Origin of the sequence: Nocardia sputorum (assembly GCF_027924405.1) — a bacterium.
GTDB classification, from domain to species: Bacteria; Actinomycetota; Actinomycetes; order Mycobacteriales; family Mycobacteriaceae; genus Nocardia; species Nocardia sputorum.
Map to the genome: position 1 here is coordinate 4,022,508 of NZ_AP026978.1, position 15,161 is coordinate 4,037,668.

The following is a 15,161-nucleotide window of genomic DNA, read 5'->3' on the forward strand; positions in this document are numbered from 1 at the left end:
GACGCGGCGGCGATGAACTCTCGACGGCGCAACCCGCCGATGATTCGCGGCCGGTTGCGGGCGAGCGAACGCGGTCGGCGCTCGTCCCGGATGTCCAGGGCTCGTAACCGGCCCGGTCCGATGGGGCGGGTTCCTGCTCGGCGGCTCAGTCGAGCCGAAACGCGCGTCCGCATCGGATTCGTAGCTCCCGGCCGGTGGATGGACCGGGCGTTACAGGGCCGAATCGGGATGCGCAGCATGGGTTCGCTGCACTCCGAGCGCACAGCGCCACCGAACGATCGGTGCGCGCGCACCGGGACCGGTCAAGGCGTGAAGGTCTGGAGATGATCCACGGTGACGAAGGTGCTGTGCGGAGCGGCCGCGGCCACCGCCGCCCGCAGCGGCTCGAGGCCGCCCCAGTCGCGAGCGGGTTCGGTGAGCGGGTGATCGAAGTCGTCCCAATGGGTGGGCAGCACGTAGCGCGGGTTCCCGGTGGCGCGCAGCAGGCGCGCGACGTAATCCTGGATCTTGCCGCCTCCGGCGGGCAGCAGCAGCACATCCGGGCGTAATCCCGCCACTTCCGACTCGATGTAGTTCGAGCCGCCGAAGTCCAGCACACTCACCCCACCGCCGCTCACCTCGTAGGCGAGCGTGCCACCCTCGACCAGATCGCGAATCACTCTCGGCTGCGGCAGATTTCCCGTCCCGAGGCCGGGCCGGGTGCCCGCGAAAGCCACCGTGGCGCGCGGCCCCGACGCGGAGTGCAGCGAACGCAGCACCCGGATGGTGTACCCGTCGAAGCGGAGGAACTCGCCGCCGGTGGCCAACGCGAGCTGCTGTTCGGGGGCGCCGAGCGCGGCCATCAGGTTCAGGTGCGTCTCGGTGCCGAGCACCGTCGCTCCCGTCTTCTTCGCCAGGTACGGCACGTCGGCGAGATGGTCGTAGTGGCCGTGGGTGACCAGGATGTGATCGGCCCGCAGTTCGCCGCTGTCGACGTAGCGGTCGATCAGCGCGGTGTCCACCGTGATCGGTGTCTGCGGGTCCGCGCCCTCGGCGGTGTAGGTTCCGGTATGGAACCTGGTCAGCCACGGATCGATGAGTACGACCTTGCCTCCGGGCAGGCGGATCTCCCAGCTGTTGTTCCCCCACCACCGCAGCGTCACCCCGCCGGACGACCCACCCGCCGACACCGGTGCCGCCGCCTTCTCGTTCGCGGAATCCTTTGTGCTGCAAGCAACTAGACCTGTAAGTGCGGCCGCACCCGCGGTCGCGCCGAAGAATTCCCGCCGTCCGAAACCTCTCATGCGGGCACCACACCATACGCGCGGCGTCCCTGTCCAAGACCGCAGTTCGCGGTCGGCGATATCGGAACGGATATCGTCGCAGCATGGACCAGCTGCGTCAGCTCCGGTACTTCGTCGCCGTCGCGGAGGAATTGCATTTCGGACGGGCCGCCGAACGCCTCGGCATCGCCCAGCCGCCGCTGAGCCAGCGCATCCGCCGACTCGAGACCGACCTCGGCGCGCGGCTGTTCGACCGCGACAGCCGCCGGGTCGAGCTCACCGAGGCCGGGCAGATCCTGCTCGCGGAGTCGAGGGACCTGCTCGCCCGCTGGGAACGGACGCGAACGCTGGTCGCCAAGGCGCATCGCGGCGAGATGGACGCCGTGCGAATCGGTGTGCCGCCCGAACTGGCCGGGCGAGTGCTCGCCGCGCTGCTCACCGCGTTCGAGACCAGGGACGTCCGGGTCGATCTGCAGGAGCTGACCACCGCCGAGCAGGTCCGGCTGCTCGCCGACCGGCAGCTCGACGCCGGGTTGCTGCAACACCCGGTCGACGTGGTCGGCCTCGAACTCGGGCCGGTGGTGGAGACCCCGCTCGGCGTGGTGCTGCCGCGCGATTCGCCGCTGGCCGCACGGTCGGCCCTCGCACTGGCCGACCTGGCCGGGCACGGCTTGGTGATCTTCCCGCGGGCCGCCGCGCCGGGACTCTACGACGCCACGCTGCGCCGGTGCTGGGAACACGGTTTTCGCCCGACCTCGGTACAGCACGCGCGCAATCCGGAATTCGTCCTCGGGATGGTGCTCTCCGGCCGCGGGGTGGCCTTCGACCAGGGCATGGTGGCGCAGAAAGAACCACGCGTGGTCTGGCGTCCGCTGCCGGAGGGAGCACTGAGCCATCGGCTGTCGCTGGCCTGGCCGGTGGGCGGGGCGCATCCGCTGGTGCGCGAACTGGCCGAACTGGTCGTGACGGTCGTGCAGGGCGACGGCGCGTCCCGGCCGAGCACGGTCGCCGAACCGCGACAACGGCCGTGGAACGTCGTCTACGGCTCGCCGTGAACGATGCGGTCGATCGCCTCGACGGCGGCGGCGCCGATGGCGCGGTCCACCTCCGGCAGCCGCTGCACCAGCGTCGCCGCCCGGGTGAAAACCGCCACGGCGTAACGCTTTCCGTCCGGATACTCGACGACGCCGATCTCGTTGCGTACCCCGGGCAGCGTCCCGGTTTTCGCCCAGACCTGCACCTCCGGCGGGAACGCGGCGGCGAGCCGATACCAGTTCACCTGCTGGCGCATCAGGTCACGGACCCACCGGCACGCCTCGGGCGCACCCGCCTGGTCCCGGGCGATCAGGGTGAGCAGCCGCACCATCTCACGCGGAGTGCTCGCGGTGGTGCGCCGCGGATCCAGCGCCCGGGTGCGCAGCACCTGCCCGGCGCTCAGCGCGGGGAACCGGCGGGCGAACTCGGCCGCGTCGGCGGCGCCGATGTCCTCGGCCATGGATTGCACGATCGCGCGCGGCGGACCAACGACCCGGGTGGCGGCGAGACCCAGTTCGCGCAGCAGGGAGCGCACGTTGTCCAGCCCCACGCGGTCGAACAGCAGGTCGGCGGCGGTGTTGTCACTGACGGTGAGCGCGAGATACGCCGCGTCGCGCAGGCTGAGCTCCACGTCGTCGGCGCAACCCGCGGTGCCGACGCCGCCCAGCCGATCCGCCGCCCCGGCTCGCACCCGGTCGGTCGGGTCCAGTTGTCCCGCCGCCACTTGCCTGGCGAACTCCAGGACCAGCGGCACCTTCACCACCGAGGCCAGCACCACCGGCTCGTCGGCCCGAGCGCCCGCCTCGGCGCCGCAGTCGACACAGCGGGCATGGATCCACCCCTCGACGCCCACCGCCCGGAAGATCTCCTGCACCGATGCAGCATCCCCGGCCCTGGCGGCGCGGGCGGCACCGGGGTCGCCCGGACGGATCCAGGCGGTTCAGGACTCGCCGGGACCGGTCTGCGCGAGCCGCTGTTCGAGTTCGGCCACCCGCCGCCGGTAGTCGGCCAATTCGTCCAGGCGAGAGTACATTTCGTCGGTCAACTGGGCGATGCGGCCGAGATAGCGGTGCGCGGGACGGTCGGCCCAGTAGGCGCCCGCGCGGCCGTATTCCACCGCCCGATCGACGTCCTCGGCCGCGACTCCGGCGGCGGCCGCGTCCGCGGTGGCCGCAACGAGGGCGGCCTCGAGCCGGTCCACGCGCAGTCGCGTCGCCTGGTCGTGACCGGCCGTTCCGAGTGACGCGCGCTCGGCGGCGAGGTCCTGGACCTCGCGCAGGTACCCGGCGTTCTGGGCGTCCTGCACCGCCAGCAACTCGTAGTCGTGTGTGATCGGGGCGCGGCGAACCCGGTCCGGCAGCAGAGCGGCGCGCGGCTGCATGTCGATACCGAAGACCGGAACGCGCTCCCGCGCTGCCCGGTCCTTCTTCGTCCGGGTCACGGGCACCGTGTATTCCGCGCTTCCGGGGTAGACGTCGGTCATCGTCGTTCGACCTCACATATCGTGCCGCCCGGTGTTCCAGTGCGGCCGGCCATGCTCTGCGCCGCCGTCCGCACGCGGCGGACCTGGCCATCGAATCCGCGCCGATCGCTGCGGTGCAGCACGAGGACATCCTCGCCAATTTCTCGGGTCGAGCGCGCGGCACTGTCCTCACTGGCGAGAAGGCTGCTCGGGCAGATAATTTCGCGCTCCGGGATACTCGGATGCGACGCCCCGGATCGTCCTTCGTGACAGGCCGAATCGGGGCGGGATCGTCAGCACTTCATCCGCAATCTCCGCGCGACGGCTCCACGCTCGCGCGGTCACCGCCCGAGCGCCCGCGATCGACCGATCCGGACGAACGCGATCTCCGGCCCGCGATCGCCCGCCGCGGCGAGCCCTGGCGTGCCCGCGCGCGGTCCGCGCTTCGCTCCGCGCCGAATCGGCGCAGGTGACGTCGGGGGACGGCCACACGGCCCGCAGCCGCGGACCGTTCCGCAGGGACCACGACACCCGACTTCTCCAGGCCGGCAACTAGGCTGAAGCGAGTGAACACGCACGCACGGCTCGTCCAGGACTACGAGGCCGGTATCGGTGTCACCGCCTCGCGCATCTCCCCCGCGCCCGATCCGGGTAGCAATCTCGCCGCGACATTACCGGTCTGGGCGCTGGCCGCCGGTTCGGTCGCGGCCCTGACCGCCGCCGCGAATCGCATGCGGACCGCGCGCGGTCTCCACCCGGTGGCACACCGCCTCGATCCGGCTCGCATCACCGCGGCCTTCTCCAGCGAGCGCCTGTTGAGTATCGCCGGCCGCGGGCCGACACCGTTCGCCGACCTCTCCGGATTCTTCCCCACCTTCGACGGATGGGTTCGCACGCACGCGAACTATCCGCACCACCGGGCCCGGCTGTTCGCCACGCTCGGCCTGCCCGACTCCGCGCCGGTCGATCTCCTCGTCGCCCAGATGGCCATGATCCGCGCCTCCGACCTGGAGGAGCGGGCCGCCGCGCAGGGCGCCATCGCCGTCCGAGTCCGCACCGAGGAGGAATGGGCCGCCAGCCCGGAGGGCCAGGCCGCGGCGTCCGGTCCGTTGGTCGCGATCGACGACCGCGCCGATCGCGGAGAGACCGGATTGCCCGCGGGCGCGACGCCACTGCAGCCGCTGCGGGGACTGCGCGTTCTCGATCTGACCAGGGTGATCGCGGGACCGGTCGCGACGCGGGCGCTGGCGTTGCTCGGCGCCGAGGTGCTGCGCGTCGACCCGCCGCAGCTGCCCGAGATCCCCTGGCAATTCGCCGACACCTGTCAGGGCAAACGATCGACCTTGGTAGACCTCCGCACCCGCGGCATCGATGATCTGGTCGCCGCCGCCGACGTGCTGATCACCGGGTACCGGCCGGGCGCGCTCGAACGCGCGGGAGTGCGGGCGGCCGCCCGTCCCGGGCTGATCCACGGGCGGGTGTCCGCATGGGGTGAAGCCGGTCCGTGGGGTGAGCGCCGCGGCTTCGACAGCATCGTGCAGGCCGCGTCCGGCATATCGACCATCGAGGGTGCGCCGTCCGTGCCGGGGGCATTGCCCGCGCAGGCACTGGATCACGCGTCGGGTTACCTCCTCGCCGCGGGCGTGATCGATGCCCTGGTCGCGCGCGCCGGCGACGGCGTCGGGCGGGACGTGCGGGTGGCTCTGGCCCGTACCGCCTCCTGGCTGCTCGACGCGCCGGACCGCACACCACGGCACGGCAAGGCCGCGGCGCCGAGCCCGGCGCAGGCGGTCCGCCACGGCCAGGTCGTCACCGCGCCGCCCGTGCTCGCCGAGTACCCGGACTACGCCTGGCCCGCGCCCGCCTACGGCGCGGACCGTCCGGCCTGGCCCCTGCCGACGCACTGACCGTCACGCCGGGACGCCGGGAGAATCCCCAGCGGCGTCCCGCGCTTCATCCCCCGGTGAGCTGTCGAGCGAGCACTAACCTTCGGTCCCGGCGAGCGCGGCGACCGCCTGCGCCAGGCGGTCGCCGTCCGGGAGGTCCGCCTCCGGAGCGACGGTCTGCAAGACGCCGAGACCCTGTACGAGCACGAAATACAGTTCGGCGATCGCCTCCGCCTGGTCGTCACTCAGCCGGGGATGCGCTTGCCGCAGCGCGTCCGCCATGTCCCGGTAGGCGCCGGGCAGGCTCTGGGCGAAGAATCGCTGCGACTCCGGCGAGCGCGCCACGCGCACCAGGTTCTCCAGGCTCGCCAGCATGCTGTCGCGGTTGTCGGTGAACACCGCGGGCATGCCGTTCCACATCGCGGCGAACGCCGCCAGCGGCGCGACACCGCTGCCCTCGCGGATCTTCGCCTCCATGCTGTCGCCGATCGCGGTACCGAGGGAGTCGGCCAGGGCCTCGGTGATCAGCTGATCCTTGGAGCCGAAGTGGTACCCGATCGCCGCCAGGCTCACGCCCGCCGCCGAGGCGATGTCGCGGGCGGTCGCCTTGGCGATGCCACGCTCGACGATCACTTTCCGTGCCCCCGCCAGCAGATCCTCGCGATTTCCCATGACCACAGGCTACAACGTCTCAGACAAATGTACTAGACGTATGTCCTACACGCTGCGACCACCGAGCTATCGGCACCTCGCCGTCGCCCCGGCATCCCGGCTCGCTAGTCTCGTGCCGTGCGGCAGAAGATCATCCTGGACGTCGACACCGGCATCGACGACTCCCTCGCGCTGCTGTACCTGCTCGGCTCGCCCGAGGCCGAGATCGCGGGCATCGCCGCCACGGCGGGCAACGTCGCGGCAGCACAGGTAGCGGCGAACAACCTCGCCTGGCTGGACGTCTGCCGCGCACCGGAGATCGAAGTGGCGCTCGGCGCCGCGGATCCCTTGGCCATCCCGCTGCGCACCACGGAGGACACGCACGGACCCCAGGGCATCGGATACGCCGAGCTCCCCACGTCGGCACGCCGTCTCTCCGCGCGATCGGCCGCGCGGATGTGGGCCGAGCTGGTGCGCGCGCATCCCGGCGAGATCGTCGGGCTGTGCACCGGACCGCTGACCAATCTCGCCCTCGCCCTGCGGATCGAACCGGAGCTGCCGCTGCTGCTGAAGCGTTTGGTCATCATGGGCGGGGCATTCAATCATCCGGGCAACACCACGCCGACCAACGAATGGAACGTGCACGTCGACCCGGAGGCCGCCAAGGAAGTCTTCGACGCGTTCGCCGCCGCACCCGCACAACGCAGGCCGATCGTCTGCGCGCTGGACATCACCGAGACCATCGAGATGCGGCCGGAGCATCTGGCGCGCCTGGCCGAGCGGGCGAAAAGCTTCCCGGTGGAGGTCGTCTCGCCGGACGATCCGCCCGGAACCCGCTCGGGCGCCGGCAATCCGATCGTCCGGCATGTCACCGATGCCGTGCGGTTCTATTTCGATTTCCATCACGCCTACGACCTGGGCTACCTGGCCCACATGCACGATCCGTTCGCGGCCGCGGTCGCGCTGGACCCGGCGCTGGCCCGCACCCGCCCGGCGACGGTGGACGTGGAGTTGGCGGGCACCATCACCCGCGCGACCACGGTCGCGGACTGGGCGGGCATGTGGGGGCGGGAACCGAATGCCGACATCGTGATCGGCACCGACCCCGAGCTGTTCTTCGAACGACTGATCACCCGGGTCGGCGACTTCGCGCGAGCCGTGCACCCGCCCGTGGCACAGGAGGCCCGGTGACCGGCGCCGACGACGCGACCTATCTGTCCGCCTTCCGTGCCGGGCTCGGGCTGGCCGGCATCATCGACGTCCACACCCATTTCATGCCCGACCAGGTGATGCGGAAAGTGTGGGCGTACTTCGACGCGGCCGGACCGCTGATCGGCCGCAGCTGGCCGATCACCTACCGCGCCGACGCGCAGGTGCGGTTGAAGACCTTGCGGGACTTCGGTGTTCGCGCGTTCACCGCTCTGGTGTATCCCCACAAACCGGACATGGCCGCGTGGCTCAACGAATGGACCGCCGATTTCGCCGCCCGCACCCCGGACTGCCTGCACACCGCCACGTTCTTCCCCGAGCCGCAGGCGGCGGACTATGTCCGGGAGGCCGTCGAGCGTGGAGCCCGCGTCTTCAAGGCGCATGTTCAAGTCGGCGGCTACCATCCGGGCGACCCGCTGCTGGACCCGGTATGGGGCCTGCTGGAGGACGCGCGCGTTCCGATCGTCATCCATTGCGGTTCCGGCCCGGCGACCGGAACGTACACCGGCCCGGAGCCGATCGCCGGTGTGCTGCGGCGCTTTCCGCGGCTGCGCCTGATAGTCGCGCACATGGGCACGCCCGAATACTCCGAATTCCTCGATCTCGCCGAGGAATACCCCGAGGTGCGGCTGGACACCACGATGGTGTGGACCGATTTCTCCGAGGCCGACGCCCCGTTTCCGGCGCACGAGCACGACCGGCTGCAAGCCTTCGCCGACCGCATCCTGTTCGGCAGCGACTTCCCGAACATTCCCCACTCTTATGGTCATTCGATCGAAGCGCTCGAACGACTCGATCTCGGTGACGACTGGTTGCGCCGGGTCTGCCACGACAACGCCGCGGAGCTGTTCGGCCTCCGGTGACCGGTCCGGTTCGGGATGCCTCGACTCCGAACCGCGCGCACCGTTGCGCCAACCGCTCCGGCTCGCACGAGCAGCGCTCCCACGAGATCCTCCATATCGGCCTCGCAGAACGTGATCTGATCCGCGCAAGCCCTGGACGATCGCGCGCAGTCCGAATCCGGCGTTTCGCGCGGGGTCGCGCCACCGGCCACCCCGGCACGGTCGAGCCGGCGGTTCCCCTGACGACCAGACGACGCACCCGGGCACGGCCTGAGCGACCAGCACCGCGGTGCGCGGGCATTTTCGCGCCCCGGGCGCAGGTCCGGCCGCGACACCACCCACCGCCTCGGAGCGGCTCACCGGCCGGAACACCCGCCCGACCGTCGCATGTAATGTGCGGCCGGTGTATTCGCGCGCGCTGTCGAAACCGGTTCGAGCCGGGGTGTATCTGCTCGCATGGATTGCGGTCCTCGTGGCAGCCATCGGCGTCACCTTGCACTACACCGGCTCCTCGGCTCGGGTGCTGGTGCTGGCGGCTTCGGGGGCGCCGTATCTGATGGGCTCCGCGCTGGTCGCGGCGGTGACTTTCCTCGCGATGCGGCGGTGGCGCGGTGTGGCGGTGGCGGTCGTCGTCCTGGCGACCGGGATCTGGACCCAAGCGCCGCTGTACGTCGGGCACTCCGGCCACGAGCACGGACCAACGATCACGGTGATGCAGGCCAATCTGCTCTTCGACGGAGCCGATCCGGCGGCGCTGATCGAGCAGCTGCGCGCGCGAGACGTCACCGTGCTCACCGTCGAGGAACTCACGCCCGCGGCGATCGAGGATCTCGGCCGGGCGGGCATCGACCGGTTGCTGCCGTACCGGTACCTCTCCCCGGGGAGGACGGCGGCCGGCACCGGCATCTGGAGCCGCCATCCCTTGTCGGAGACCGCCGAGTACGACGGCTACGTGCTGAACCAGCTCTCGGCGACCACCGACATCCCGGGCATCGGGCCGGTCGCGGTCTACGCCTTCCATCCGGTGCCGCCGGTGTACGGCACGCAGGTCTGGGCCGACGAATTGTCCCGCCTGCGGACGATTCTCGAACGATCACCCGCCGATCGACCGGCGATCGTGGGCGGAGACTTCAACGCGACCTACGATCACCGGCAGTTCCGCGCGCTGCTCTCCGGCCGCTTCGCCGACGCCGCCGAGCAGGCCGGGGCAGGACATCTGGTCACCTATCCGACCGACAAGCGCTGGCCACCTCTCGTCGGCATCGACCACATCCTCGTCGCGGCCGGTCACGCGGTCGCGGCGGAGACCGTAAGCCTCCCGGGAGCGGATCACCGCGCGCTGGTAGCGCAGGTCGGTTTGCACCGCGAGCAGCAGTAAGGCGCAGCGGGCCGACCGGATCCGAAACCGCCGCGGGCCCGCTGCTCGAACGCTTCGCGAAGAGTCGAAGTGTCCGGCGGGCGCGGCGAGGCCCGCGAGCACGCTGCCGCACGGCGCGGCGTTCGCCTGCGGCGGTGACGCCCGCATCAGCGTCCGTCGAAGGCGCGCAGCAGTTCCTCGGCGGCGAGCGCGGCGGTGAGGGTGCCGTCGCGAACCTGCTTCTCTACCTGCGCCCGAATGGCTTTCACCTGCGGGTTGTCCGCCAGCCTGCGCAGCAGCTGGTCGTGCACCATGGTCCAGGTCCAGTCGACCTGCTGCCGACGGCGCTTCTCGGCGAACTCGCCGGCGTCGGTGAGCACGCGGCGGTGCTCGAGCACCGTGTCCCAGAACCGGTCCAGCCCGACGCCTTCCAGACCGCTCATGGTCAGCACCGGCGGACGCCACAGCGCGTCGTGCGGATGGATCAGGCGCAGCGCACCCGCGAGTTCCCTCGCGGCGGACCGGGCCTCGACCTCGTGTTTGCCGTCGGCCTTGTTCACCGCGACCAGGTCGGCGAGTTCGAGCACGCCTTTCTTGATGCCTTGCAGCTGATCACCGGTCCGGGCCAGGGTCAGGAAGCAGAACACGTCGACCATGTTCGCGACGGTGACCTCCGATTGCCCCACCCCGACGGTCTCCACGAGGATGACGTCGTAGCCCGCCGCTTCCAGCAGCACGATGGTCTCGCGCGTCGCCTTGGCCACGCCGCCGAGCGTGCCCGCCGTGGGCGAAGGCCGGATGTAGGCGTCGCGTTGCACCGACAGCCGCGCCATCCTGGTCTTGTCGCCGAGGATCGAGCCGCCGGTTCTGGTCGAGGACGGGTCCACCGCCAGCACCGCGACGCGGTGCCCCTGCCCGATCAGGTACATGCCCAGCGCGTCGATGAAGGTCGACTTGCCGACGCCAGGAACGCCCGTGATGCCGACGCGGTTGGAGGGCGCGCTGCCCGCGCCCGCCTCCGGCGAAACCTTCAGCAGCAGTCGCTGCGCCAGCGCCCGGTGATCGGCCCTGGTCGACTCGACCAACGTGATCGCCCGCGCCAGGGCGGCCCGCTCGTTGGCGCGGACCGCCGCGGCGAGGGCGTCGACGTCGACGGTCCGGCGCGCGGCCGCCGCAGGGGTGGCACGCGCCGCGGAACCCGCTTCGCTCATTCCGTCGCGGCGGAATCCGCGGCGCCGCTGCCGAGTTCGTGGCCGAGTTCGGCGCCGAGCTTCTTCAGCAGGTCGATCGCCGCGTCCGCGATCACCGTTCCGGGCGGGAAGATCGCCGCCGCGCCCGCCTGATAGAGCTCGTCGAAGTCACCGGGCGGGATCACGCCGCCGACGATGACCATGATGTCGGGACGCCCGACATCGGCCAGCGCCTGCCGCAGGGCGGGCACCAGCGTGAGGTGGCCCGCCGCCAGCGACGACACACCGACGACGTGCACGTCGTTGTCGGCCGCCTGCTGCGCCACCTCTTCCGGGGTCTGGAACAGCGGGCCCACGTCGACGTCGAAGCCGAGGTCGGCGAAGGCCGTGGCGATCACCTTCTGGCCCCGGTCGTGGCCGTCCTGACCCATCTTCGCGACGAGGATGCGCGGCCTGCGGCCCTCGGCCTCGGCGAATTCTTCGACCAGTTCGCTCGCCTTGGTGATGTTGGTGACCTTCCCTGCCTCGTCGCGGTACACACCGGAGAGCGTACGGATCTCCGCCTGGTGCCGTCCGTACACCTGCTCCAGCGCGTCGGAGATCTCGCCGACGGTGGCCTTGGCCCTGGCCGCGTCGATGGCCAGCGCGAGCAGGTTGTTCGCCATGCCGCCCTCGGAAGAGGCCGCCGCACGGGTCAATTCGGCCAGCGCCCGGCGCACCGCGTCGGGGTCGCGCTCGGCGCGCAGGCGTTGCAGCTTCTCGATCTGCTCGGCGCGCACCCGCGAGTTCTCGACCTTGAGGACCTCGACCTGCTGGTCCTCCTCGACCTGGTACTTGTTGACGCCGATCACCGGCTGCTGGCCGGTGTCGATGCGCGCCTGGGTGCGCGCCGCGGCTTCCTCGATGCGCAGTTTCGGGATGCCCTCGCCGATCGCCTGCGCCATGCCGCCGTGCGCCTCGACCTCGGCGATGTGCGCGCGGGCGCGGTTGGCCAGCTGGTGGGTCAGCCACTCGACGTAGTAGGAGCCGCCCCACGGGTCGATCGGGCGGGTGGTGTTGGACTCCTGCTGGATCAGCAGCTGGGTGTTGCGGGCGATGCGCGCGGAGAAGTCCGTGGGCAGCGCCAGCGCCTCGTCGAGCGCGTTGGTGTGCAGCGACTGCGTGTGGCCCTGGGTGGCGGCCATCGCCTCGATGCAGGTGCGCGCGACGTTGTTGTAGGCGTCCTGCGCGGTCAGCGACCAACCGGAGGTCTGCGAGTGGGTGCGCAGCGACAGCGATTTCGCGCTCTTCGGGTTGAACTTCGCGACCAGCTCGCTCCACAGCAGACGCCCCGCGCGCAGCTTGGCGACCTCCATGAAGAAATTCATGCCGATCGCCCAGAAGAACGACAGCCGCGGCGCGAACTTGTCGACCTCCATGCCCGCGTCGATGCCGGCGCGGATGTACTCGACGCCGTCGGCGAGGGTGTAGGCCAGCTCCAGGTCGGCGGTCGCGCCGGCCTCCTGGATGTGGTAGCCGGAGATGGAGATCGAGTTGAACTTCGGCATCTTCGCGCTGGTGTAGGCGAAGATGTCGGAGATGATCCGCATCGAGGGCTTCGGCGGGTAGATGTAGGTGTTGCGGACCATGAACTCCTTCAGAATGTCGTTCTGAATGGTTCCGGCCAGCTGCTCGGGCGCGACACCCTGCTCCTCGGCGGCGACGACGTACAGCGCCAGGATCGGCAGCACCGCGCCGTTCATCGTCATCGAGACGCTGACCTGGTCCAGCGGGATGTGGTCGAACAGCTGGCGCATGTCCAGGATGGAGTCGATGGCCACGCCCGCCATGCCGACGTCACCTTGCACCCGCGGATGATCGGAGTCGTAGCCGCGGTGGGTCGCCAGGTCGAACGCGACCGACAGGCCCTTCTGGCCCGCCTGCAGATTGCGCCGGTAGAAGGCGTTCGAATCCGCGGCGGTGGAGAAGCCGGCGTACTGGCGGATGGTCCACGGCTGGTTGACGTACATCGTGGGGTACGGCCCGCGCACGAACGGCGCGACGCCGGGCACGCTGTCCAGCGGATACCCTTCGGCCGCGACCGCGTCCCGATCCGCCTTGGTGAACACCGGCGGCACGTCGATGCCTTCGGGCGTCGACCACACCAGCTGCTCGGGTGCGTACCGGTTGGCCGCCGCGGCCGCGCGCAGATACTCCGTCACCTGCGCCGCGTCGACGGCGGCGGGCTCCGGCGCCCGCTCGGCCAGCGGCACGTCGGCGAAACTGCCGATCACGTGCTTGATCTCACGAGTAGTCATCAGGCTCCCACCTTCTCCAGCAGGCCGGACAGCGCGGCGACGGCGTCGATGCGCGCGGCGAGGAATCCGTCCGGGCGCTGCGCGTCGTCCAGATCGGCGACGGCTTTCGCCGAGCCGGCCAGCAGCACCGTCGCCACGCCCGCGGCACGCAGTCGCTCCACCGCCGCACCGGCTTCGGATCCGTAGCGCGTATCCGATCCGCACAGCACCGCGATCGGCGCCCCGGCGTCGGTGGCCGTCGCGGCGATCGCGTCGACCGTGAGCGGTCCGGGATTGATCGACTCGATGCCGCCGGAAGCCAGCAGGTTCGCGATGAAGGTGACCCGGACGTTGTGCTCGGCCACCGAGCCGAGCGGCACCAGCAGCGCTTTCGGCCGCGTCCCGTGTGCGGCGAGGTAGGCGTCGGAGCGGTTGCGCAGCTCCTCGAACGCGGCGCCGTAGCGGGCGACCCGTCCGGACTGACGCGCCGCCTCCGAGAGCGGCTGCTCGGCCAGGTTCGGGAATTCGTTCACGCCGGTGACGGCCGTCTTGCGGTGCGCGACATCGGCGTCGCGGGCGGTCTTCGTCTCGGCGACGCGCTCGGCGAGCAGCCCGGACTCCAGCGCGGCGAGGTAACCACCCGCCGCCTCGATCTCCTGGAGGAATTCCCACGCCTTCGCCGCCAGCGCGGCGGTGAGGTCCTCGACGTACCAGGAGCCCGCACCCGGGTCCAGCACGTGGCCGAGATGCGATTCCTCGAGCAGCAGCAGCTGGGTGTTGCGGGCCATGCGGTCGGCGAACGACTTCGAGACGCCGAGTTCGCCGGGCGGCAGGGCGGAGTCGAACGGCAGCACGGTCACGGTGTCGGCGCCCCCGATGCCCGCGCCGAAGGCGGCGAGCGTGGTGCGCAGCATGTTCACCCAGGGATCGCGCTGACTCATCATGGCGGCCGAGGTGACGGCGTGCTGCGGCGCGCCGCCGAAATCCGGTGCGCCGCAGACCTGCGCGACCCGAGCCCACAGCTGCCTGGCGGCGCGGAACTTCGCGATGGTGGCGAACTGGTCGTCGGTGGCCGCGAAACGGAATTCCAGCTGGCTCAGCGCGTCGGCGAGATCCAGGCTCTCGGTCAGCGACCGCAGGTAGGCCAGGCCCGCGGCGACGGCCGCGCCCAGTTCCTGGGTGTCGGACGCGCCCGCGTCGTGGAAGACGGTGCCGTCCACGGTGATCGCGCGAACTGTTTCCGGCCGCCCCGCCGCCCGTCCGGCCAGCGCGACCGCCTCGGTGAGACCGATATCGGACAGATCGGCGAAACGGCTGGTCAAGGGGGCGGCACCCAAGGCGATCCAGATGTCCTCGCGAGCCGGTGCGGCGTAGCCGTCGAGCACCGCGAACACTTGCGCGGCCGCGTCGGCGACGTCGCCGCCCGCATCCAGCGTGAGCGGGGCCAATTCGAACAGCAGGCCGTTCAGCGCGGCGGGCAGGTCCGGCACCGGCACACCGCGTTCGCCCGCGCCGAGCCAGACGGCGCTGATCCCGTTCTCCAGTCCGGCCAGGATCTCCCGGTTGGCCGCGGCGGCGTCGCGCTGGGCGACCTGCGCGCTGACGAACCAGCCCCGGTGCACGTCCCGGGTGGCGTCCCGGCCACGCACGAAGGGAAAGGTTCCCGGCAGCGGCTGTTCCGGCAGCTCGTCGCGCCGAGTGTAGAGCGGGGCGATGGTCAGCCCGTCATAGGTGGTCTCGTCGAGCAGTCGCTCGGGCTCCTCGGGAAGTTCGCTGACCTCGACGCGGCGAGTCTTCGCCAGCACCCCGGCAACGCCCTTGCGCCATGCACCGTATTCGGGCACCGGGTCGGCCCCGGGATCTGAAGCAATCGGCATAGCTTGCTGTTCCTCTTCCTCACCACGGGCGCACCGCCAGTGCGCGCCCGATACCCTCACATTCGCCCAGCTCAGCGACTACTTCGGTTAACGGGCATTCGTCCCGCTTCCACT

At 70.9% G+C, this 15,161-nt stretch carries 12 protein-coding genes; 5 read left to right on the top strand and 7 right to left on the bottom strand.

What is annotated here, in order from left to right; translation table 11 throughout:
- Positions 1–302 precede the first annotated feature (302 nt).
- Entirely contained in the window at positions 303–1,283 is a 981-nt protein-coding gene (locus QMG86_RS18045; RefSeq protein ID WP_281873491.1) for an MBL fold metallo-hydrolase, read from the bottom strand.
- Positions 1,284–1,366: 83 nt separating this feature from the next.
- Between QMG86_RS18045 and QMG86_RS18050 the strand changes: the two genes are divergently transcribed.
- Positions 1,367–2,317 (top strand): LysR family transcriptional regulator, encoded by a 951-nt coding sequence (locus QMG86_RS18050; protein ID WP_281873492.1) that lies wholly within the window; start codon positions 1,367–1,369, stop codon positions 2,315–2,317.
- Here QMG86_RS18050 and QMG86_RS18055 read toward each other — a convergent pair.
- Positions 2,302–3,171, bottom strand: coding sequence for a serine hydrolase (locus tag QMG86_RS18055; protein ID WP_281873494.1), 870 nt, complete (start codon positions 3,169–3,171; stop codon positions 2,302–2,304). The genes QMG86_RS18050 and QMG86_RS18055 overlap by 16 nt on opposite strands.
- A gap of 66 nt (positions 3,172–3,237) precedes the next feature.
- Positions 3,238–3,780, bottom strand: a complete 543-nt coding sequence (locus QMG86_RS18060; RefSeq protein WP_281873496.1) for a hypothetical protein — start codon at positions 3,778–3,780, stop codon at positions 3,238–3,240.
- 545 nt (positions 3,781–4,325) lie between these two features.
- Here QMG86_RS18060 and QMG86_RS18065 point away from each other — a divergent pair.
- The gene (locus QMG86_RS18065) at positions 4,326–5,666 is read left to right on the top strand and encodes a CoA transferase (RefSeq protein WP_281873497.1); all 1,341 of its coding nucleotides are present in this window, start codon (positions 4,326–4,328) and stop codon (positions 5,664–5,666) included.
- 75 nt (positions 5,667–5,741) lie between these two features.
- Here the strand turns inward: QMG86_RS18065 and QMG86_RS18070 are convergent, their stop codons facing one another.
- Positions 5,742–6,317 (bottom strand): TetR/AcrR family transcriptional regulator, encoded by a 576-nt coding sequence (locus tag QMG86_RS18070; RefSeq protein ID WP_281873498.1) that lies wholly within the window; start codon positions 6,315–6,317, stop codon positions 5,742–5,744.
- 117 nt (positions 6,318–6,434) lie between these two features.
- Between QMG86_RS18070 and QMG86_RS18075 the strand changes: the two genes are divergently transcribed.
- The 3 genes from QMG86_RS18075 to QMG86_RS18085 all read left to right on the top strand — a co-directional run bounded on the left by QMG86_RS18075 (position 6,435) and on the right by QMG86_RS18085 (position 9,725).
- Positions 6,435–7,487: a nucleoside hydrolase gene (locus QMG86_RS18075; RefSeq protein WP_281873499.1), complete on the top strand. Its 1,053-nt coding sequence runs from the start codon at positions 6,435–6,437 to the stop codon at positions 7,485–7,487.
- Complete coding sequence (locus QMG86_RS18080) at positions 7,484–8,368, top strand: amidohydrolase family protein (protein ID WP_281873501.1); 885 nt, start codon at positions 7,484–7,486, stop codon at positions 8,366–8,368. Before QMG86_RS18075 ends, QMG86_RS18080 begins: the two co-directional genes overlap by 4 nt.
- A gap of 451 nt (positions 8,369–8,819) precedes the next feature.
- Positions 8,820–9,725, top strand: coding sequence for an endonuclease/exonuclease/phosphatase family protein (locus QMG86_RS18085; protein WP_281873503.1), 906 nt, complete (start codon positions 8,820–8,822; stop codon positions 9,723–9,725).
- Positions 9,726–9,871: 146 nt separating this feature from the next.
- Here QMG86_RS18085 and meaB read toward each other — a convergent pair whose 3' ends face one another.
- The 3 genes from meaB to QMG86_RS18100 are packed head-to-tail and all read right to left on the bottom strand — an operon-like array spanning position 9,872 to position 15,047.
- Positions 9,872–10,915 carry a methylmalonyl Co-A mutase-associated GTPase MeaB gene (gene meaB, locus QMG86_RS18090; RefSeq protein WP_281873504.1) on the bottom strand — a complete coding sequence of 348 codons (1,044 nt, stop codon included), beginning with the start codon at positions 10,913–10,915 and terminating at the stop codon, positions 9,872–9,874.
- Positions 10,912–13,191, bottom strand: a complete 2,280-nt coding sequence (scpA, locus tag QMG86_RS18095) for a methylmalonyl-CoA mutase (protein WP_281873505.1) — start codon at positions 13,189–13,191, stop codon at positions 10,912–10,914. The genes meaB and scpA overlap by 4 nt, the downstream gene beginning before the upstream one ends.
- Entirely contained in the window at positions 13,191–15,047 is a 1,857-nt protein-coding gene (locus QMG86_RS18100; RefSeq protein ID WP_281873507.1) for a methylmalonyl-CoA mutase family protein, read from the bottom strand. Before QMG86_RS18100 ends, scpA begins: the two co-directional genes overlap by 1 nt.
- Positions 15,048–15,161 lie beyond the last annotated feature (114 nt).